We start from the raw sequence: 20,085 nt of genomic DNA on the forward strand, positions 1-20,085 counted from the left end.
GTAGGAGAAGCGCGCGGTCCCGCAGGGTCGGCAAACCGGAGGCGGGACCCGCACGCTCGGGCTGTGACCATAACCTCACGCAGCGCAAAGGCCAATTGCGTAAATCGCCCCGCATGTAACGGAATGTGAGGCGGCATTCCGGTCTAAACGGTCATTACATAACACCGCGGCGACCAGGTTCAGTTGCCTTTTCGCGAACTCACCTGTAACGGCAAGTCAAAGTGGTATATCCCGACACGAGGGGGCAGCCGCCGGAAGCCTACGGCTTGCGCCCCATCGCTCTCAGGAGGCGGTCCTGTCCGGAACCGTCCGACGCCGGAGCCTGCGTCGGCGTCCCGTAGTAGCGGTCGCTGTCCGTGATCGGGCTTTCGCTGACGCCGTGGTAGATCCACTCGAAGTTGTCGAGGATCCAGCCCACCGTGCGGGGGTCGAGTCGTTCGTCGAGCCGTACCGCTCGGGCCAGATCCCAGGTGTGAGTGATCGCGTCGACCACGTAGAGGCCCAGCAACTGCCGGCCCGGCACGGGACCGAACGGGTAGTCGACGATCCGGTCGAGCGCGCCGGCGAGACGGAACGCCGCCCGGCAATCGGCCACCGCTTCCTGATAGGTGGCCACCGGGTCGCCGTCGAACGTGCCCTGGTTCAGATTCGCCATGAACTCCGCACTGCTGCCGCCCCGCAGCAGCGAGGTGTAGATACGGCTTCCCTGGATCATGTGGTCGACCAGTTGACGCACGTTCCATTCGGTGCAGGGCGTGGCGTCCTCCCAGCGCGTGTCCGGGACCGCCCGCAGCCGGTCGCCGAAACCCTCCGCCGCGGTGTCGAAGTGGCTGAGCAGTGTGCTGTCCGTGTCATGCATGGTGCCGAGTCTGGCCGCCGCACGCTGCTGGATCCGGCGGTAATCGGACATCGAAGTGATCATGCCGTGACCATGGTCCCGCTCCTCGCGGTGCTCACCCTGCTCCCGCCTCGGCCCTATCCGAGGACGAGCGGGAGTTTCGCCGCCAGCTCGCCCAACGCGGCCCGCTCCGCGTCGCTCGGGGCACGCCGCCCGGTGCCGACCAGCAGCGCGTCCGTGTCGGAGAACGACGCGGGGAACGCGGCCCCGGCGATCCGCTCCAGCATCTCGCGTGACCGGGCCAGCCCCTCCGCGGGCGGCCCCGCAACGCGCGGCAGGTGCGCGACCAGGTCGAGGTGGTGCAGCGTCCACTCCAGGACGTAGGCGGAGAGGTAGTCGCCCGCGGTGATCACGATGTCCTGGGTGCTGACCCGGAGGGCCGGGTCGGCGAGTTCGGCGGCGCGTCCGGCGGCGGAGCCGACGTCGTCGAGGTGGAACGTGAGCAGCCCTGGCTCCTGGTAGGCGGCGGCCAGCCGGACGATCAGCGCGTCAAGGGGGTCCTCACCGGTCGGCAGGGTCTCGGCGACCTGCCAGTAGGTCACCGCGTCGCGGGTCGGCTCGGTCTCGGCAGGGGTCACCAGGGTGATCAGGACGTCCTGGGCGTCGATGATCAGGTGGCACACCAGGTCCCGTACGAGCCAGCCGGCGCATCCGGAGGGCTGTGCGAAATCCTCGTCCGCCAGCTCGGCGACCGCCGTGCGCAACGCTGTCCAGGAGCGTGAGAAGAGATCCACATCGGCACGGTAGTGCGGTGCCGGAATGACGGACAACCGGATAACTCCCCGGCCACCGCACCGCACCGCGCCATACCGCATCGACGGACTCGTTGTCATGCGGCGAGGCCGGTGGAGGGCGGAAGCCACTGCTCGGTCCAGATGGTCTTGCCGTGCGGGGTGTAGCGCGTGCCCCAGCGCTGGGCGCACTGGGCGACGAGGAAGAGCCCCCGGCCGCCCTCGTCGGTGCTGCGGGCGTGGCGCAGGTGCGGCGAGGTGCTGCTGCCGTCGGAGACCTCGCAGATGAGGTTCCGGTCCCGGATCAGGCGGAGATGGATCGGATCCGCGCCGTAGCGGACCGCGTTGGTGATCAGCTCGCTGACGATCAGCTCCGTGGTGAAGACCACTTCGTGCAGGCCCCACGCGGCCACCTGCTGCCCGGCCATGTGCCGGGCGTCGGCGACGGTGGCGGGGTCCGCGGGCAGGTCCCAGGAGGCGATGTCCTCGCTCGGCAGGCCCCGGGTGCGGGCGACGAGGAAGGCGACGTCGTCGTGCGGGCGGTCCGGCAGCAGCGTGCGGACCATGGTGTCGCAGATTTCCTCCAGCGGCCGGTCGGGATGGGCCAAGGCGAAGAACAGGCGCTCGAAGCCGGTGTCGATGTCGCGGTCGCCGGCCTCGATGAGCCCGTCGGTGAAGAAGGCGAGAACGGATCCCTCCTCCAGCTCCAGTTCGGTGGACTCGAACGGCAGACCGCCCAGGCCGAGGGGCGGCCCGGCCGGCACCTGGGGGAGCTCGACCGGGTCGTTCATGCGGGAGATCACCGGCGCCGGGTGCCCCGCCCGGGCGATGGTGGCGCGGCGCGTGATGGGGTCGTAGATCGCGTAGACGCAGGTGGCACCGATCACGCCGACCTCCTTGTCGGAGGTGCTGCGGCTCTCCTCCTCCTCGGAGAGCCGGATGACCAGGTCGTCGAGGTGGGCGAGCAGCTCGTCCGGGGCCAGGTCCAGGTCGGCGAGGGTGAGGACCGCGGTGCGCAGCCGGCCCATGGTGGCCGCCGCGTGGATGCCGTGCCCGACCACGTCGCCGACCACCAGTGCCACCCGCGCCCCGGAGAGCGGGATGACGTCGAACCAGTCCCCGCCCACCCCGGCCTGCGCGTCGGCGGGCAGGTAGCGGTACGCGATGTCCACCGCGCTCTGCCGTGGCACGCTGTGCGGCAGCAGGCTGCGCTGCAGCGCGAGCGCCGCGCTGTGCTCGCGGGTGAAGCGCCGGGCGTTGTCGATGCACACGGCCGCACGGGCCACCAGCTCCTCGACGAGCAGCAGGTCGTCCTCGTCGAAGGGATCCGGGTTCTTCCACCGCGTCAGCGACACCACACCCATGGTGATGCCTCTGGCCTGCAACGGCACGGCCATGGCGGAGTGGATGCCGAACTCGCGCACCTTCGTGGCGCGCGGAGCGTCGGCCAGGAGCGCAGGCTCGTCGTGATCGATCGAAGCCCTCAGGATCGGCCGTCCCGTCCTCAGGCACCGGTTCGGCAGGGAACCCGGGTAGTGGCGGGAGGGCTCCCCCGGTTGGACGACCGCCTCCGGCGCATCCTTGCGGATCGACCGGTGCGCCGTCCGGCGGAGCACTTCCTCCTCACTCACCGGCCCCGGGCGCAGCTCCTCGGCCCGCACCACGGCATCGAGGAGATCGATGGTGACGAAGTCGGCGACGCGCGGCACCAGGACGTCGGTGAGCTCGCGGGCCGTCTCGTAGAGATTCAGCGTCGTGCCGATGCGCCAGCTCGCCTCGTTCACCAGAGCCAGCCGCTGCCGCGCCCGGTAGTGGCTGGTGACGTCGACGACCGTCTGGCACACCCCGAGCACCCGCCCCGAGGGGGCGTGCAGCCGGAAGGACGACCCGGACCGCACCTGGCCGTTCCGGTCCGGGACGTCCGGGCCGGCGAGCGCCGAGCGGATCCGCTCGGCGACCGGGCTCGGCTTTCCGGCCTCCAGCACCTGCTGGGCCTCCCGCTCGATGGCCGCGCCTTCGGCGCCCGGTATCGCCTCGCCTGGGCGGCGACCCAGCCGCTGCCGCGCGGCCACGCCGTCCATGCGCTCCTGGGCGGGGTTGATCAGCATGTACCGCAACTGGGCGTCCATCACGGACATACCGAAGGGGCATTGGGCGAACACCGCGCGGAGCACCTCCTGCTCCCGCTCCCACTCCTGCACCCGAGCCGCCTCCGTGGCGACCACCAGCCAGCTCGACGCCCCCGGCGCCTCCGACAGCAGACAGGCCCGCACGGCCAGATCCAGGCGGTGTCCGTCCCGGTGACGCACGGACACCAGCGTCTCCCCGCCGCCGGCCACGCGCAGACGCTCGGAGAGCGCCGGCGTGCCCTCGCCGTCATCGGCGAGCAGTGCCGTGGCCGGGCGCCCCACGACGTCAGCGGCCCGATAGCCGAGCATGGCGCGCGCGCCCCGGCTCCAGCGCTCGATCAGACCGTGGGCGCCGATCACGGCGACAGCCGAACGTGTCGTGTCGAACGGGCTGCTCGACGCGGCGAGTGGACCGCTCGGGGGCTCCCCGAGCGCACCGTCAAAGGGGCCGGGTGTGCTCATCAGTGCCTGCCCATCCATGGCCACACTTCCTGCAAAATTAACCATATCGGTCTTTTGTGACAGAGCGCCCAGTCCTCGGCGGTGCCCCTGGAGGAGAGTCTGGTGACCATGTGTGTGTCGCCGGTGACGCACCGCACGCCCCGCCTGGCGGAGGTCATGGCCGGTGCCGCTCGTGCGAGTGCGTCCGATGGTTGCGGCGCCGCGAGACGAACTGCCCGTCACCACGTATCTGGCTCCCGAAAACCGGTCGTTCACGGGGGGATTGCACTTCTTCGGCCGCTCGCGTCTGAGCAAATGTCCGCACACACCTCCTTTTTGTCGTAGGTTGAACCGGTGAGTTCACAAGATCTGGAGCCCCGACACCGGTCCACACTGGCGGGCAAGATTGACAGCGTGCTGGCGGTGCTGATCCTCGTAGGTATCGGTTTCGGAGTGCTCTGGTTGGCCGCGGGCCTCGCCTCGGCCTACATATGGTTCTTCAGCTGACCGGGCCGGCGTTCCGCAAGCCGGCCGAGCCGGTCGGCGGGCCGAAGTAGGGCGGCGCGGCCCTTGGGGGGTGTCCGGCGGGTCCGCGCGGCGTCGACCCACCGGACACCCCTGGCCGCGCCAGCGTTCCCGGCCGGGCTCGAAACCCGGCCGGGCTCGAAGCGGCAGTCGGATCCCCGTGCCCCTCAGTCCGGCTTCGGGCGGGATCGCAGGTGCCGCATCTGGGCGTGGCTGAGGTCGTGCGCCCGCCGCATATGACGGATGATCACCTCCAGCTCCTCCTCGGTGTGCTCCTCCAGGAGTGCCTGCCATGCCGGCCCGAGGTCGTCCCACACCGCGGTGACGCGGGCGATGCGCTCCGGGACCGGGGTGACCAGCACCCGGCGGCGGTCCTGCCGGTCGGGCGCGCGGACGACATAGCCCCCTCGCTCCAGACGGTCCACCAGCCGGGTGGCCGAGCCCGTGGTCAGGCCCGTCATGTCGGCGATCTGCCGGACGGTGAGCGGCTCGGGCTCGGCCGTCAGCAGGCTCAGGCACTGCACGTCCGTCGGATGCAGTCCCAGGTGATCGGCGATGGCCTGGTTGAACAGCACATACGCCGCCAGATAGCGGCGGGACTCCGTCGACAACTCCTCGTACAGCCGGGTCCGGCGCGAGTCTGTCACCTGGATCACACTCCTAAACGCTGCGCGACGCAGCAATATGCCGTAGTCTCCTGCGTAACGCACTAGCTGCGCCACGCAGCGATCCTACCTCTGGAGAACCATGCTCACCATCGCCGTCACAGGAGCGACCGGAGCCCAGGGCGGGGCCACCGCCCGCGCCCTGCTGGCCGCCGGCCACCGCGTGCGCGCGCTCACCCGCCGCCCCGAGTCGCCCGCCGCCGACGCCCTGCGCCGCCTCGGCGCCGACGTGCGCCGCGCCGACTTCGACGACACCGGCTCCCTCGACGCCGCCCTCGCCGGTGCCGACTCCCTCTTCGCCGTCACCACCCCCTTCGGCGCCGACACCGCCACCGAAGCGCGGCAGGGCAAGGCCCTCGTCGACGCCGCGGCGGCCGCCCGCCTCGGGCACATCGTGTTCACCTCCGCCGCCCACGCCGACCGCGACACCGGTGTCCCGCACTACGAGAGCAAGCGCCTGGTCGAGTACCACCTGCGCGCGGCCGGCGTGCCCTGGACGGTGATCGCTCCGGCGGCCTTCATGGACAACTACGCCAGCGGCTGGACCCTCGACGGACTCCGCGAATCCACCTTCGCCTGGCCCATGCCGACCGGCGTGCCGCTCACCCTCATCCCCGCCGCCGACATCGGCGCGTTCGCCGCACTGGTCCTCCAGCGCCGCGAGCAGTTCGCCGGGCAGCGCATCGACATCGCCTCCGACGAGCGCACCCCCGGCCAGATGGCGGAGATCCTCGCGGTGGCCATCGGCCGCCCGATCGCCCACCAGGAAGTGCCCCTGGCCTACGTTCGGACCCGGTCCGCCGACCTGGCGGCGATGTTCGAGTACTTCACCACCCGTGGCCTGGACGTCGACGTCGCCGGGCTGCGCCGAGACTTCCCCGAAGTCGGCTGGCACCGCTTCACCGACTGGGCCGCCGGCCAGGACTGGTCCGCGCTCCTGTCCTCCGCGCCCGCGCATCACTGACACCCCCCGCGCGACCCGCGGGCCGCGCCCCACCTCCGGAGAAAGCACGTGAAGCCCATCGGCTACTGGCTCAACCGCACTGACAAGGCCCTCACCCACTACATGGACGACATGCTCGACGGCTTCGGCCTCACCCGGATCGCCTGGCAAGTCCTCAACGTCATCGACGACACCGGCGAGGCCACCGACGCCGATGTCCTGTCGACTCTCTCCGCCAACGCCGACGCCCCCACGCTGGCCGCCGCCATCGACACCCTGCTCGCCGACGACTGGGCAACTCGCCCCGCCGCGGGCAGCCTCGCCCTCACCCCCGGGGGCCGCCGGCGCCTGGCCGACGTCGCCGAACGCGTCAAAGCGTTCCGCGAGCTGGTCGCGACCGGCATCTCCCCGGAGGAGTACCGCACGGCCGTCCTCGTCCTGGAGCGCATGACCCACAACCTCGAAACAGCGTCAGGCGCCCACCCCCGGTAGCCCCGGGAATCCACAGGCACAGCGGGGCGGTGACATCCGCCCGTCAGGGTGCGCTTGCCGCCGGCGCGGGGGCGAGGCGGCTGAACTGGGCCCGGTAGGCGCTCGGGCTGAGTCCGGTGCGGCGGGTCAGATGACTGCGCAGGGAGTCCGCCGTGCCGAGGCCGCAGGCCCGGGCCACCTGGTCCATCGGCAAGGTGGTCGTCTCCAGCAACTCCTTGGCCCGCTCGATGCGCTGGTGCAGCAGCCACTGCAATGGGCTGACCCCGCTCTCGGCGTGGAAGCGGCGAGTGAGGGTGCGCACGCTGACACCCGCGTGCCGGGCCAGGTCGGTGAGGGTGAGCGGCTCGTCGAGGTGCCGCATCGCCCAGCCCCGGGTATCGGCACAGGCGTTGCCGCGCTCGGGCGGCAGCGGGGTCTGGGTGAACTGGGTCTGGCCGCCCGGCCGCACCGGGGCCACCAGCGCCGCGCGGGCCACCCGGTTGGCCACGGCGGCACCGTAGTCGGTGCGGATGATGTGCAGGCACAGATCGATCCCGGCGGCATACCCCGACGAGGTCATCACCGACTCGTCCTGGACGTAGAGGACATCGCCCTTGAGATCGACCGCCGGATAGCGGCTGCGCAGCTCCTCGGCGAGCTCCCAGTAGGTGGTGGCACTGCGCCCCTCCAGCAGCCCCGCCTCCGCCAGCACGAACGCGCCGCTGCAGATGGAGGTGATGCGCTTGCCCGCGGCGGCGGCCTCGCGGACCGCGGCGACGGTCCGCGGATCGGGTTGGTAGCGGTGCCCGGTGCCCGCGATCAGCACCGTGTCGGCGTCGTCCACCGCGTCCAGGCCGCGGTCCACCTCCAGCGAGAGGCCGCCGGTCGTGGCGATCCGGCCGGGCACCGGCGTGCAGACGACCACCTCGTAACCCGGTCGCCCGTCCACCTCCGTCTTCTCGAAGAGCATCTCGGGGATGGCCAGGTTGAACATCGACACGGGGGATGGGGCGATCACGGCGACGCGGTGCGCCCGGCTCGGCTGCGGCATGGCCAGAACCTCCGGATGTATGGCATTCAGGCCGCTACTCTACGCCGCCCGGCATCGCCAGAGTGAAGGGCATGGCTACGCACCACCTGACCCAGACCGCGGAACACCGCCCCACACCGGAGGAGTTGCCCACCGGCACACGTCTGCCCTCACCCGGCCTGACCCTGGCCGCCGCCCTCCTGGGCTTCACCCTGACCTGCCTGGACGCGTCCATCGTCAACGTGGCCCTGCCCTCGATGGAGCACGCGCTGGGCGGTGGCACGGCCGGACTGCAGTGGGTGGTCGACGCCTACACCCTCGCCTTCGCCGCGCTGATGCTCTCCACCGGCGCCCTGGCGGACCGGGCGGGCGCCACCCGGACGTACGCCCTCGGCATCACGGTGTTCGCCCTGGCCTCCGGGGCCTGCGGCCTCGCACCGAACCTGCCGGTCCTGATCGGCGCGCGGGTGGCGCAGGGGGTCGCGGCCGCTGTCATGCTGCCCGCCTCGCTCGCCCTCGTCCGCCAGGCCTACCCGGACGACGCCGTCAAGCGGGCGCGTGCCGTGGCGCTGTGGACTGCGGGCGGCTCGGCGGCCGTCGCGGTCGGCCCGGTCGCGGGCGGGGTGCTCACCACGGTGTGGGACTGGCGCGGGATCTTCTTCGTCAATCTGCCGCTGGCGGCGCTGGCCCTGGCCCTGCTGGTCCGCGCGCCCCGGTCGGAGCGCCGGCCCGCTCCCCTGGACCTGCCCGGGCAGGTGACCGCCACCGTCACCCTCGCGGCACTGGCCTTCGCGGTGATCGAGGGAGGTACGACGGGTCTGATCGCACTGGCCGTGGCGCTGGCGGCGGGCACCGCGTTCTGGTGGGTGGAGTCGCGGCAGGCACACCCGGTCGTCCCGCTGAGCCTGTTCCGCGACCGCACCGTGGTGATCACGGTCGCGGCGGGTGCGGCGGTCAGCGTGGCCTTCTACGGCATGGTCTTCGTCTTCAGCCTCTTCTTCCAGCAGGTGCAGCACCGTTCGGCACTGTCGGCCGGGTTGATGTTCCTCCCCATGACGAGCCTGATCGCGGTGACGAACGTCGTGGCGGGCAAGATGGCAGCCCGCTTCGGACCCCGCCTGCCCATGCTCGTGGGTCAGCCGCTGGCGGCGGCGGCCCTGCTGCTCCTCCTCCTGGTCGACGAGACGACCCCCGCCCCCTGGCTGGCCGTCATGCTGATCCCGCTGGCGCTGGGGTGCGCGCTGACGGTGCCTCCGGTCACCACCGCGATGATCGACGCGGTGCCCGCCGAACGGGCCGGACTCGCGGCAGGCGTGCTCAACGCCGCCCGCCAGGTCGCCGGTGGCCTGGGCATCGCCGCCTTCGGCGCCCTGATCGCGGACGGGTTCGTCGCCGGCCTGCGGGTGAGCCTGCTGATCAGTGCCGGATTGCTGGCGGTGACGTCGGTGGCGACGGTGTGGATGCGGACGGGCCCCTGGCGGGCGTGAAACCTCCCGCGACACGCGCGGCCCGACCCGCCGGCAGCCCGGCAGCCCGACAGCCCGGCACCCGGCTTCTTCCGCCGCCGGCCTTGGGTCGACGCAACTCCCATGCCACCGGGGCCCGGTCGTTACGATCACCCGGATTTTTCGGGTATGGCCGCACGAGCTGCTTGAAGTGCGTACGATCTTGGCCGCTCGAACGGAAAGGGATGCCGATGACGAAGACCTCCGCTCACAGACCCCGCCGCCGACTTCTGCTCGCCCTCGGCGGGGCGGTGGCGATGACGATGGCGGGCGCGGCCGCGGGCGCCGCCGAGCGCGAACCGGACGGAGGTGGACAGGGAACGCGAGGCGCCGGCTGCGTCGTGGCCTACTTCGACCTCGGTGAGACGCTGGTGCACACCGCCGGCGACGGGAGCATGGGCTATCTGCCCGGTGCCGCCGAGCATCTGCGCGCGCTGCGCGCCCGCCACGTCCCCGTCGGGCTGATCACCAACGTCCCCTCCTCCTGGGGCGCCACCGACGCGGAGCGGGCGGCGCGGCTGCGGACGGTGGTCGACGCGGCGTGGAAGGACTCCCGCCCGTTCGCCTGGTCGGACTTCGGCGACCGGATCCTCACCCCGCGGACCGAGGCGGAACGGAAGCCGGCCCCGGTGCTGTGGGAGCGCGCGAAGGAGGCCGCGGGCGGCTGCCGCGTGGTCTACCAGGGGGAGAACGCCGAGGAGGTGCGGGTGAGCGGCACCCTGGGGTACTTCGCCTACCAGGTGGGCAGCCCCCAGCGGCCCGCGTACCTGCCCGCCCCGCTCATCGCCGCCCTCGCGCACCTGCCCCGCGCGAGGTGACAGAGCGGGCTGCGGATCCTGTACGATCTTTCACGTAACTCCGGCGCAGGCATGGCGCGGGAGTCACGCGTCTGTGGTCCAAGGAAAGACGTCCACCAACCGGTGGGAGATGCAGGTGCAAGGCCTGCCGGGCGCTCCACTCGCCAAGGCCCCGAGCTCGATATGAGCCCGGGGCCTTGGCCGTTCAGCCGGGGATGACCGCCACGGCGGCCGTGGCGTGGTGGAGTACGGCGTGGACGGTGGAACCCAGCCGCCGCAGCCGGCCCCCGGGGTGGTGCTCCCCGACCACCACCAGGGCGGCCCGGCCGCTGTTGGTCAGCAGCACCTCCGGGGCGGAGCCGATCTCCACGTGCTCGACCACCTCCACCTCCGGGTACTCCTTGCGCCACGGCTCCAGGGCCTCGGCCAACTCCTGCCGCTGCCGCGGCTCCAGCCCGCCGGCCTCGTCGGACAGCCGCATCGAGGCGGCGCTCCAGGCGAAGACGGGCGGAATGGTCCAGGCGCGGATCGCCCGCAGGGTGGTGCCGCGCGCGGCCGCTTCGGCGAAGGCGAACTCCAGGACCGGGTTGACGTCGTTGTCCCGTGAGCCGGTGTCGCCGACGCCGACCACCACCTCATCGAGCCGCCGCGGTGCGTCCGAGGGCCGCACGGGTCGGGCCACGACGACCGGGCAGGTGGCCTGACGCAGGACCCGCAGCGAGACCGAGCCGAGCAGGTAGCCGAGTACGGCGCCGTGCCCGCGTGAGCCCAGCACCAGGATGTCGGTGTCGGCCGCCGCGGCGACGAGCGCGGGCACCGGTTCGTCGGCCAGCAGCCCGGTCGTCACCTCCAGCTCCGGGTGGGCGGCGCGCACTCGGGCCTCGCCGTCGCGCAGGACGCCGCGGGCGAAGCGCTCGGGCGCGTCCCTGTCCTCGGCGACGGCGGTGTCGATCGGGTTCTCCACCCAGGCGTGGACCAGGCGCAACCGCTTGCCGCGGCATACGGCCTCGTCCGCGGCCCAGTCGGCGGCGGCGAGGGAGTGGTCGGTGCCGTCGAGTCCGACGGTGATGGTGCCGGTCATGGACTGTCTCCAAGGCTCGATGAGGGCGGACCACCACCATCCCCCCTGGGCGGCCGGCTCGCATCAGCCCCGGTCGCGCGCGCCGAGCCGGACCCGGTCCGGACGGGTGACGCCCGGTCGACGCACGCCGGCAGTGGGCGGGCTGTCACCGGGCACGCCGGTTCCCGTACAGTCCGTGATGCTCACGCTCCGTCAGGGGCCAAGCCCAGCGGTCGAACAGGAGAAGATCTGTGGCCACCGAAGCCCGTTCCGCCGACCTCTCGCCGAACGCTTCCGGAGCGCCTCGGCCGGTCCCTGAGCTGGACTCCGCCCTTGTGGAGCGATGGCGATCAGAGGGAGAGGAACTGGTCGACCTGCTGACGCTGGCCCGTGAGCGGCTCGGCGGTATCGCCGCGTTCCGCCTCGGTCCACGCCCCACGGTCCTGGTCACCGAACCGCAGGCCGTCCAGCATGTGCTCGCCCAGCATCCGGACCGGTACGTCAAGCGCTCCCACCGCGCCCGTCTGCTGATCGGCGACGGTGTCCTCGCCGCCACCGGCGAGGCGTGGAAGCGACAACGGCGGCTGTTGCAGTCCCAGTTCACCGGCACCGGCATGCGCCGCTACGAGCAGCGGATCACCGAGGCCGCCCGGACCACCGCCGAGCGCTGGGCCGGGTACGCCCGCACCGGGCAGACCCTCGACGTCGGTGAGGAGATGCGCCGCTTCGCCCTGGACACCATCTGGCGCTCCCTCACCGGCCACCCCCTGGACGCCGAAACCGAGCACGAGCTGGCCGCCGTGGCAACCGTGGTGGCGGCCCTGCCGAGCCTGCCCGCCGACGCCGCCGACGTCCAGGGGGCCGTCGCCGCCGACCTGGCCAGGATCGACGCGGTCGCCCGGCACGCCATCGAGGCCGCCCGCCACGGCGCTGCCGGCCCCGATGGCCCGGGCCTGCTGCACGTCCTGCTCGACGCGGCAACCGAGCGCCCGGAGTACACCGACGGCCTGATCCGCGATGAACTGGTCACCCTGCTGGTCGCCGGCCACGAGACCACCGCCACCACCCTGACCTGGCTTTACCTGCTCCTCGACCGCCACCCCGCAGCCCGTGAACAGGCCCTGGCCGCGGGCGCGGAAGGCTCACCGCGGCGCCGGGCGGCCATCCAGGCCCTGGTCCACGAGACGCTGCGGCTCTACCCGTCCGCCTGGATCCTGCCCCGCCACGCTACCGAGGACGACACCCTGGCCGGCCACGCCATCGAGGCCGGCACCGATCTTCTGGTCTGCCCCTACCTCGTCCACCGCGACCCGCGGCTGTGGCCGGACCCGGAGCATTTCGACCCGCGGCGCTTCACCACCCCAGGCGGCCGCCCCGCGACGCCAGGCGCCTACCTGCCCTTCGGGATCGGTCCTCGCGCCTGCCTCGGCCTGCAGTTCGCCCTCCGCGAGTCGACCATCCTCCTCGAACACCTGCTGCCCGCCCACGCCCTGACCTTCCGCTCCACTCCCGCCAAGGCCGCCTACAGCATCACCGTCCGCCCGGACGGCCCGACCCCCGCCATCCTCACCGCCCCCGACTCCACCGGGACGGCTCGTCCTCTTCCGGACGCCTGACGCCATCGGGCCACGGCCGCCTACCTCACCGGCCGCCCGCAGACTGGCTGCCCGGAGACCGGTCAGTCAGGGACCGGTCAGCCTGCGGCCGGTGAGTCGAGCACGCCGGCGAGCAGACGAGGCAAGGCCCAGCCGAAGTCGGCCCGGGACGCGTCGGTCGGGTGAGTCGCCGCCACCGGCTCAACCTCCTCGCCGCCGGGCCGCCGACCCTCGGCGGTCTCGGCAGTCTCCGGCGCCGCGGTGTCCTGGAGGGTGTGCCCGACGGGGTGGGCGTTGAGCAGGTGCCCCAGCAGGAGGTGCCACAGCGCGCGATACGCGCGCGACGCGTCGTCCGGTGAGAGCCCCGCGTCGGCGAGCGTCCGCAACGCGCTCTCGGCGAAGCGGCGGCCGCTGTCCACCACATGCTCGCCCTCCGCGATGATCCTCGCCGCCCACAGATGGTCGGCCAGGTAGTCGTATGCCGCCAGCCACTGGCTCTGGATCCGCGTACGGACGTCGGGATGGTCCTGCGGCAGCGGCAGATGCACGGCCACGTCGTCGGCGAGCAGGTGGAGCAGTTCTCCGCGGTCGGCGATGTGGCGGTAGAGGGAAGCCTGCCCGGTGTTCAGCTGCTGGGCCACCCGGCGCACGGTCAGCGCCTCGATGCCTTCCTCGTCCGCGATGCGCCGCGCTGCGGTGACGATGAGAGCCCGGGAGAGGATGCGCGGGCGGCCGGGGCCCCTGGGATTCACGGCGGTCACTCTACACAGCGCTCCTCTCGGCAAAGCCTTGCGACCAATGTTCGCTTAACCTAACCTCGCTGCGTAGCGAACGTTGTTCGCTAATGGTGTGTCCGCAGCCGACCCCGAGGAATGTCCCTTGGCCACCGCCCGCTCCCGTACCGGAAACGCACCGTTGATCGCGCTGATCCTCGCGGTCCTCTCCTACTCCCTCGTACAGACCATGCTGGTGCCCACCCTCGGCATCCTGCAGAGGGAGCTGAACACCAGCGCGGCGGCCGCCTCCTGGGCCGTGCTCAGCGCCACGCTCCTCAGCAGCGCGGTGCTCACGCCGCTGATCAGCCGCCTGGGCGACATCCACGGCAAGCGCAAGATGCTGCTCATCACGCTCGCCATCCACCTCGCGGGCACCCTGGGAGCCGCCTTCGCCTGGGACGTCGCCTCCCTCATTGGCTTCCGCGCGGTGCAGGGCGTCAGTCTGGCGCTGCTGCCGCTCGCCCTCGGGCTGGTGCGGGAGGCGCTGCCGCCGCACCGGGTCGCCTTCGGGTTGGGACTGACCTCCGGCCTGGTGGCCGGCGCGGCCGGCGCCGGGCTGCTGGTCGGCGGCCTGCTGGTCGACTACGCCTCATGGCGCTGGCTGTTCGTCGCCGGCGCGGTGCTGGTGGCCGCCGCTCTCGTCGCCGTGGTGCGCTGGGTGCCGCCCAGTCCGCCCACCTCGCGGGAGCCGCTGGACGTGTGGGGTGCGGTGCTGCTCGGCGCGGCGCTGGTCTGCCTCCTGCTCGCGCTGACCCAGGGGCCGCGCTGGGGGTGGGATTCAGGCCGGGTCCTCGGCCTCTTCGCCGGCTGCGTCGTGGTGGGAGCGGTCTTCCTGGTCTGGGAGCGGCGCACGGTGCATCCGCTCATCGACCCCGCTCTGCTGCTGGGCCGGTCCATCGGCCCCGTCCACCTGGGGGCCTTCCTGCTCGGCGCCACCCAGTTCGTGTTCTACGTGCTCATCCCGAAGCTCGCCGAACTGCCCACCGGCCTCCCGGAATCGCTGCACCACCTGGTCACTTACGGCTTCGGGGCCTCGGTGACCGCGGCTGGACTCATCCTGCTGCCGGGTACGTTGCTGGGCCTCCCCGCGAGTTCGCTGGCCGGGCGGGTGGAGCGCCGCCTCGGCCCCCGCGCGCCGCTCTCCCTGGGCCTGGCGGTCAGCGCCGCGGGCGGGGGACTGCTGTCGCTCTTCCATGAGGCGGTATGGCAACTCGTGGTCTGCTACGCCGTGATCGGCACCGGCTTCGGCTTCGCCATGGCCGCCCTGCCCAAGCTCGTCCACGACGTGACCCCGGCCGACCGCATCGCCACCGCCAACGGCATCAACACGGTCGCCCGCACGGTCGGCGGCGCGGTGGGCAGCCAGCTGGCCACGGCGATCCTGGCCTCGCGGACGATCGGAGCCACCGCCGTGCCGGCCGCCTCGGGCTTCACCATCGCGTTCTGGACGGCCACCGCGATATCCGGCGCGGGGGCAGTGCTGATGCTCGTACGGGTGCGCGGCCGGGCCGCGGCGGTGCGGGCCGGCGCGGAGCAGGCCCCGACCGCGCAGCGGCCGGAGGAAGTGCCGGCGGCGAAGTAGGCCGCCCCGGTCCGGTATCCGGCGCCATGACCACCGCCGCCATGGGCTGCACGCTCGGCGCCGGCCGGGGCCCTCCCCGTCCTCCCGGCCCGCGCCCTACCGGCCGCTGGTGCGGTCGAGGATCAGGTCGGCGGCCCGGGCGAGAACCTCGGCCCGGGCGCGGCCCTCATGGTCGGCGGCGAGGGAGTGGCGCCCGATCGCCATACAGAAGGCGAGCAGGCTGCGGGCCTCCACCTCGTCGGGGTCGGAGCAGAACGTGCCGATCATTTCGCGCAGCAGGGCCATGCGCCGGTTGTCCACCCGGCGCAGGCGCTCGGCGACCGCCTCGTCACGCCGGGCCCAGTCGCGCACCGCCAGGTCGATGGGGAGCAGGCGGTCGCTGGAGAAGGTGAGCACACCCGCGCGCTGGATCTTGGTCCTCGGGTCGCCGCCCTCGCGCTCGACCCGGTCGATCACCTCGTCGGTGCTCTCCCGCTCCCAGGTGTCCAGGATGGCCTCCAGCAGCGCGTCGCGGTCGGCGAAGTACCCGTAGAACCCGCCCTTGGTGACGCCCAGTCGCTTGGCCAGTGCCTCGACCCTGACGGCGTCCGGCCCCCCGTCGGCCAGCGCGCGCAGACCTTCCTCAACCCATCTGTCGCGCGGTGTGCGAGCAGCGCCCACGATGTGTCCCACCTCACCCATCCACCGGATATACGCAACCGCATATTCGATCTAGTCTCGCTTTATACGCAAGCGTATAACGGGGATGGGGGACGACGTCCCCGAGCAGGAAAGGCGGCAGTGGCCATGAAGCTTCCTCTCACAGCGCATACCGATCAGCCGTGGCGGGTCCACGAGATCACCCCCGACTTCCGGGTCGAGGACGTGTGGTCTTTCCGTACCCCCGGCGCCGGGCCGGACGACTTCCCCCTGATGCTCGCCGCGCTGCGGACGGGCGGCGGATTCGCCAAGCAGAGCCCTCCGGTCCGGTTCCTGTTCGACGTGCGCTGGAAGCTCGGCGCCCTGTTCGGGTGGGACAAGCCCAAGACGGGTCTTGGGACGCGAGTCAAGCCGCTGCGCGACCGTCTGCCGCGTGACCTCCGCGAGACCGTCGGCGACTCCGACTCCGACGACACCCCGTTCACCCCCGTCTACGAGCTCGACAACGAGTGCGTCCGGGAGCTGGCGAACAAGACCGTCCACACCCTCATGCACCTGGGATGGGTGCCGTCCGGCGACGGCGATCACGAACTGCGGATGGCGGTCCTGGTCAAGCCCAACGGCCGGTTCGGACGGCTGTACATGGCCGTCATCGCACCGTTCCGCTACCTGATCATCTACCCCGCGCTGACCCGCCAGTGGGAGCGCGCCTGGCGGGACCGCACGCCTGTGCTCCCCGAGGGCGCCGACCCTCGACCGTGAGCGCCGCGGGGGAGGGGCCGGCAGGCGTGGCCGCCGGCCCTCGCGACGTCGCGCATCCGTCGCCCGCCGCTTCTACGAGGCTTCCACGAGGCCGTCGGCGACCAGTCCGGCGAAGACCGCCTCACCCAGGGCCTGCACCGCGGAGTGCGGGCGGACCATCACCGTGAACTCCTTGATCAGCCCCGTCTCGTCGAAATGCAGCAGGTCGATGCCGTGGATCTGCTTGCCGTCGACGGTGGCCCGGAAGAGCAGGACCGCCGACGGGGCCTCCCTGCCGTCGGCGCCGGTCTCGGCCGCGCCGTCGTAGCGTCCGACGTAGCGGAAGTCGTCGAAGGTGCGCAGCAGGACGCCGAAGAGGCCGAGCACCATCGGCTTGCCCTCGAACGGCCGGAACTTCACGGGGCTGTAGAAGCGGATGTCCTCGGTGAACAGGTCATCCAGGGCGGCGAGATCACGCTGGTCGACGGCGGCACGGAAGCGGTCTGCGGTTGCGGTTGCAGTGGCGGTCATGGCTCTCCTCGGCGGTCGATGGCGATGACGACGGCGTCGCCCGCATAGTCATCAATGTGACTAGTCACTTTCTTGTCTATCATGGGCCTCGGGCCGTGCACAGGGGCCGAGGCGACCAGGCAGGGAGGAAGTGACCGGATGGCTTTGCGTCATGCCGTACTGGCGGCGCTGCTCGATGAGGAGCTGAGCGGATATCAGCTGGCCAAGGCGTTCGACATGGGAGTGGCGAATTTCTGGCACGCGCTGCCGCAGCAGTTGTACGCCGAGCTGGCCAAGCTGGAGGAGGAAGGGCTCATCGCGGGCCGGCGGGTGATCCAGGAGACCCGGCCCAACAAGCGGCTCTTCCAGGTCACCGACGCGGGCCTGGCCGAGCTGGAGCGGTTCACCGCGAGCGCTGCCAAGCCTTCGTTCATCCGCGACGATCTGCTCGTGAAGGTACAGGCCGCCGAGCGCGTCGACAGCGAGGAGCTGATCGCACAGCTCACCGAACGAGCCGGCTTCGCCGAGGCCAAGATCGGGCTGTTCGAATCGCTCCTGCGGAAGATGCGCGGCGACCTCACCGAGGAGGAGTTCCTGCGCCACGGGAGCCGGATCGGTCCGTATCTGACCTGTCTGCGCGGCCTGGCGTTCGAACGGGAGAACCGGGAGTGGTGCGAACGCAGCGTCGCGGTACTGCGGGAGCGGCAGTCGGCGAGGCTGCGCGGCTGAGCCGGCGGCTTCCGGCGGGGCAGCCGCCGGGCCGGCGCCCGCTTCCGGGGATTCGTCGCCCCCTGCTGCTCCGAACGGCTGGCGTTGGACGTGAATGCGGGTGGCCGACGCCGGCCGCCCGGAGCCCGGCACCTACTGTCCGACATACAGGAAAATCCAGGACTTCAGCCAGCCAGAATGAGGTGGCATCATGCCCGCACCCCTGCGTCGTCTGCTCTCCATCGCCGGCCTGGCCGTGGCGGCCGCTCTCCTGCCGGGCGCCGCCACCGCCGTCGCGGCCCCTGCCAAGGCCGCCGTGCCGGCCTGCCCGTGCCACCACCACGACCATCAGCAGCAGGCGCCACAGGATGCCTGGATCCACTACCTCACCAACGTCGCCGGCGCCACTCAGCAGTTCGCGCCTCGGCAGGTCACGCCTGGGACCAGCGCACCGGCGAGCGTCTCTTTCTGACCCGGTATCCACCGTCCCCGATCGCCGGAGAGTGCGGCGTATTCGGTGCCGCGAGCCTGTCCGGCGATCGGGGACGGGTACGGAGTCGCGAACGCGCTCAGTTGACCCGTCCGTACCAGACCTGACGGGTCCATATCCTTTCCAGCCGGACGGACTTACCAGGCTTGGGGGAGTGCCAGATCCGGTTGTTACCGGCGTAGATCCCGACGTGGTAGACGCTGCCACCGGAATGGAAGAACACCAGGTCGCCGGCTTTACGGGAACGCGCGGAAAGGTGGCGCGTCTTGTTGTACTGCGCGGCCGCCGTACGCGGCAGCTTCTTGCCCGCCTTCTTGTAGGAATACAGCGTCAGCCCCGAGCAATCGAACCGGTTGGGGCCCGCCGCTCCGTAGACGTAGGGAGCGCCTTTCTTGGAGGCGGCGACCTTCAGCGCCATTGTCGCCGGAGTCGCCGCCTGTGCGTCGGAGCTCATACCCGGGACCAGCAAGGACGCGGTGACGGTCGCCGCGGTGAGCGCCGAGACCTGCCCGGTCCGGGATATGAGCGAGGGTATGCGGGGAAGCATGGGTTTGCGAGGAAACGCGGACATGCTGAAGCCCTTCGTCATCCGCCTGCGAAAGATGACCTGTCGGGTTCGGACGGCGAAGTCGCCCGGCCACCTCAGTGGCTTCACCCCAAGGACCACCGCCTTCGTGGTCCGTCGTGCTTGGGTCTCCCGCTCCTGCCGCTGTACGCATCTCTCCGGCAATCCGGTGCGGCGGCAGGATTAGGCGTCGCCCGGACGGTCCCGCCTCGGTGACGGGATCTTGTACCGGGAGCAGATCCTGCACCATCAACCGTCGGATTCCAGAGCCGAGATGGCCTTCTGTGAACTTCTTCACGTCAGCCCGCATTGCGGAATTCCGGCATCACGGGGCCCACTGCGCTCCTTCATCGAGGGGCATGGACATGCCTTGGACCAGCGGAGACGTTATGTCACGGACGAGTTGAATCTGCCCGGTGGAGGGGTGGATTCCGGTGGTGCGCCGGGGGTGTTCACACCACCGAACACGGCGCGCGGGGGGAGTGCGAGGCCGGCGTCGGTCGGCAGTCGACGCATGGCTTCGGGCGTGCTCTGGCGCCATCGGCTCTGTATGTCCAGGGCTCGCTCAGACGCTTCGCGATTGCGCCGCGGCGGCGAGCCGCACACCACGGATTCGGCGCACGGGGAGTCGCGGGGGCGCTACTTCAATGACATTGCATGCGTTGATCACGTCGGGGTAACGTGACGCCGACCTTAATGCTCAATTCGCGTGCCAGGGCCGCTGTCGCCATGGTGTGGACACCGGTTCCAAGGTAACGGATTCAGGGGGAACTCCATGAAGAAGCGCCTGATAGGCACGTTCGTCGCTGCCGCGGTTATCGCCCCGGCGCTGGCCTTTGCGGGTACGGCGCAGGCCTTTGCGAGTGCGCCGCAGACAGTCGCCGCCAGCCAGACCGTCACCTGGAAGAACAAGGGGGACGGCAAGTACCTGGCGTACTTCAACGGCCGGGTCCGTACGACCTCTGCCACCGGGGCCAGCATGAAGTGGACCGAGACCAAGCAGTCCGACGGTACCTTCACCATGAAGCAGCAGCTTTCCGGGAAGTGCCTCGACAGCAACGGCCAGGGTGCCGTTTACGTCGGTACCTGCAACGGCGGCAACTACCAGAAGTGGCACGAGATCCAGACCTCCAGGGGCTGGCAGCTGAAGAACAAGGCCACCGGGCGCACCCTCGGGGTGCAGGTCAGCGGGGTCGTGTACACCGCTTCCGACACGGCCGTGCCGCGCCAGCGCTGGAGCTGACGCGCGGCCTGTACTCGGCTCGCCTTCGCGGCCGATTCCGG

General features: G+C 71.3%; 21 protein-coding genes and 1 riboswitch. Of the genes, 11 read left to right on the top strand and 10 right to left on the bottom strand.

Features of this window, described 5'->3' with window-relative positions:
- Positions 1-259 precede the first annotated feature (259 nt).
- The 3 genes from AC4BDD_RS29795 to AC4BDD_RS29805 form a co-directional block, all read right to left on the bottom strand.
- The gene (locus tag AC4BDD_RS29795) at positions 260-910 is read right to left on the bottom strand and encodes a TIGR03086 family metal-binding protein (protein WP_490688581.1); all 651 of its coding nucleotides are present in this window, start codon (positions 908-910) and stop codon (positions 260-262) included.
- Positions 911-975: 65 nt separating this feature from the next.
- Positions 976-1,632 carry a maleylpyruvate isomerase N-terminal domain-containing protein gene (locus AC4BDD_RS29800; RefSeq protein ID WP_490688582.1) on the bottom strand — a complete coding sequence of 219 codons (657 nt, stop codon included), beginning with the start codon at positions 1,630-1,632 and terminating at the stop codon, positions 976-978.
- Between the two features lie 95 nt (positions 1,633-1,727).
- Entirely contained in the window at positions 1,728-4,118 is a 2,391-nt protein-coding gene (locus tag AC4BDD_RS29805; RefSeq protein ID WP_490688583.1) for a SpoIIE family protein phosphatase, read from the bottom strand.
- A gap of 435 nt (positions 4,119-4,553) precedes the next feature.
- On the opposite strand from AC4BDD_RS29805, the gene AC4BDD_RS29810 reads away from it, so the two are divergent.
- Positions 4,554-4,706, top strand: a complete 153-nt coding sequence (locus tag AC4BDD_RS29810) for a hypothetical protein (protein WP_490688584.1) — start codon at positions 4,554-4,556, stop codon at positions 4,704-4,706.
- A 185-nt stretch (positions 4,707-4,891) separates the two neighbouring features.
- Here the strand turns inward: AC4BDD_RS29810 and AC4BDD_RS29815 are convergent, their stop codons facing one another.
- On the bottom strand, positions 4,892-5,380 hold the full coding sequence (locus tag AC4BDD_RS29815; protein WP_490688585.1) for a MarR family winged helix-turn-helix transcriptional regulator: 489 nt from the start codon (positions 5,378-5,380) through the stop codon (positions 4,892-4,894).
- 91 nt (positions 5,381-5,471) lie between these two features.
- Between AC4BDD_RS29815 and AC4BDD_RS29820 the strand changes: the two genes are divergently transcribed.
- On the top strand, positions 5,472-6,353 hold the full coding sequence (locus AC4BDD_RS29820; protein WP_490688586.1) for an NmrA/HSCARG family protein: 882 nt from the start codon (positions 5,472-5,474) through the stop codon (positions 6,351-6,353).
- Positions 6,354-6,401: 48 nt separating this feature from the next.
- The gene (locus AC4BDD_RS29825; protein ID WP_490688587.1) at positions 6,402-6,824 is read left to right on the top strand and encodes a MarR family winged helix-turn-helix transcriptional regulator; all 423 of its coding nucleotides are present in this window, start codon (positions 6,402-6,404) and stop codon (positions 6,822-6,824) included.
- Between the two features lie 43 nt (positions 6,825-6,867).
- Here AC4BDD_RS29825 and AC4BDD_RS29830 read toward each other — a convergent pair whose 3' ends face one another.
- Positions 6,868-7,854, bottom strand: a complete 987-nt coding sequence (locus AC4BDD_RS29830) for a GlxA family transcriptional regulator (RefSeq protein ID WP_490688588.1) — start codon at positions 7,852-7,854, stop codon at positions 6,868-6,870.
- 71 nt (positions 7,855-7,925) lie between these two features.
- On the opposite strand from AC4BDD_RS29830, the gene AC4BDD_RS29835 reads away from it, so the two are divergent.
- On the top strand, positions 7,926-9,320 hold the full coding sequence (locus tag AC4BDD_RS29835) for an MFS transporter (RefSeq protein ID WP_490688589.1): 1,395 nt from the start codon (positions 7,926-7,928) through the stop codon (positions 9,318-9,320).
- A 209-nt stretch (positions 9,321-9,529) separates the two neighbouring features.
- Complete coding sequence (locus tag AC4BDD_RS29840; protein WP_490688590.1) at positions 9,530-10,156, top strand: HAD family hydrolase; 627 nt, start codon at positions 9,530-9,532, stop codon at positions 10,154-10,156.
- A gap of 184 nt (positions 10,157-10,340) precedes the next feature.
- Here the strand turns inward: AC4BDD_RS29840 and AC4BDD_RS29845 are convergent, their stop codons facing one another.
- Positions 10,341-11,216, bottom strand: a complete 876-nt coding sequence (locus AC4BDD_RS29845) for a universal stress protein (protein WP_490688591.1) — start codon at positions 11,214-11,216, stop codon at positions 10,341-10,343.
- 230 nt (positions 11,217-11,446) lie between these two features.
- Here AC4BDD_RS29845 and AC4BDD_RS29850 point away from each other — a divergent pair, with 230 nt between their 5' ends.
- Entirely contained in the window at positions 11,447-12,811 is a 1,365-nt protein-coding gene (locus AC4BDD_RS29850; protein ID WP_490688592.1) for a cytochrome P450, read from the top strand.
- A 77-nt stretch (positions 12,812-12,888) separates the two neighbouring features.
- Here AC4BDD_RS29850 and AC4BDD_RS29855 read toward each other — a convergent pair whose 3' ends face one another.
- Positions 12,889-13,542: a TetR/AcrR family transcriptional regulator gene (locus tag AC4BDD_RS29855; protein ID WP_490688593.1), complete on the bottom strand. Its 654-nt coding sequence runs from the start codon at positions 13,540-13,542 to the stop codon at positions 12,889-12,891.
- 127 nt (positions 13,543-13,669) lie between these two features.
- Here AC4BDD_RS29855 and AC4BDD_RS29860 point away from each other — a divergent pair, with 127 nt between their 5' ends.
- Positions 13,670-15,148 carry an MFS transporter gene (locus AC4BDD_RS29860; RefSeq protein WP_490688594.1) on the top strand — a complete coding sequence of 493 codons (1,479 nt, stop codon included), beginning with the start codon at positions 13,670-13,672 and terminating at the stop codon, positions 15,146-15,148.
- 96 nt (positions 15,149-15,244) lie between these two features.
- Here the strand turns inward: AC4BDD_RS29860 and AC4BDD_RS29865 are convergent, their stop codons facing one another.
- Entirely contained in the window at positions 15,245-15,829 is a 585-nt protein-coding gene (locus AC4BDD_RS29865) for a TetR/AcrR family transcriptional regulator (protein WP_490688595.1), read from the bottom strand.
- 105 nt (positions 15,830-15,934) lie between these two features.
- On the opposite strand from AC4BDD_RS29865, the gene AC4BDD_RS29870 reads away from it, so the two are divergent.
- Positions 15,935-16,549, top strand: a complete 615-nt coding sequence (locus AC4BDD_RS29870; RefSeq protein WP_490688596.1) for a DUF2867 domain-containing protein — start codon at positions 15,935-15,937, stop codon at positions 16,547-16,549.
- A gap of 72 nt (positions 16,550-16,621) precedes the next feature.
- On the opposite strand, the gene AC4BDD_RS29875 is transcribed toward AC4BDD_RS29870, so the two are convergent.
- Complete coding sequence (locus AC4BDD_RS29875; protein WP_490688597.1) at positions 16,622-17,059, bottom strand: nuclear transport factor 2 family protein; 438 nt, start codon at positions 17,057-17,059, stop codon at positions 16,622-16,624.
- A 138-nt stretch (positions 17,060-17,197) separates the two neighbouring features.
- Between AC4BDD_RS29875 and AC4BDD_RS29880 the strand changes: the two genes are divergently transcribed.
- Positions 17,198-17,767 (top strand): PadR family transcriptional regulator, encoded by a 570-nt coding sequence (locus AC4BDD_RS29880; protein ID WP_490688598.1) that lies wholly within the window; start codon positions 17,198-17,200, stop codon positions 17,765-17,767.
- Positions 17,768-17,957: 190 nt separating this feature from the next.
- Positions 17,958-18,218: a hypothetical protein gene (locus AC4BDD_RS29885; protein ID WP_490688599.1), complete on the top strand. Its 261-nt coding sequence runs from the start codon at positions 17,958-17,960 to the stop codon at positions 18,216-18,218.
- A gap of 97 nt (positions 18,219-18,315) precedes the next feature.
- Here the strand turns inward: AC4BDD_RS29885 and AC4BDD_RS29890 are convergent, their stop codons facing one another.
- Complete coding sequence (locus tag AC4BDD_RS29890) at positions 18,316-18,783, bottom strand: C40 family peptidase (protein WP_490688600.1); 468 nt, start codon at positions 18,781-18,783, stop codon at positions 18,316-18,318.
- 28 nt (positions 18,784-18,811) lie between these two features.
- Positions 18,812-18,988, bottom strand: a riboswitch (cyclic di-AMP (ydaO/yuaA leader).
- 588 nt (positions 18,989-19,576) lie between these two features.
- On the opposite strand from AC4BDD_RS29890, the gene AC4BDD_RS29895 reads away from it, so the two are divergent.
- Positions 19,577-20,044, top strand: coding sequence for an RICIN domain-containing protein (locus tag AC4BDD_RS29895; RefSeq protein WP_490688601.1), 468 nt, complete (start codon positions 19,577-19,579; stop codon positions 20,042-20,044).
- Positions 20,045-20,085 lie beyond the last annotated feature (41 nt).

The organism is Streptomyces sp. JLBT605, from assembly GCF_058215555.1.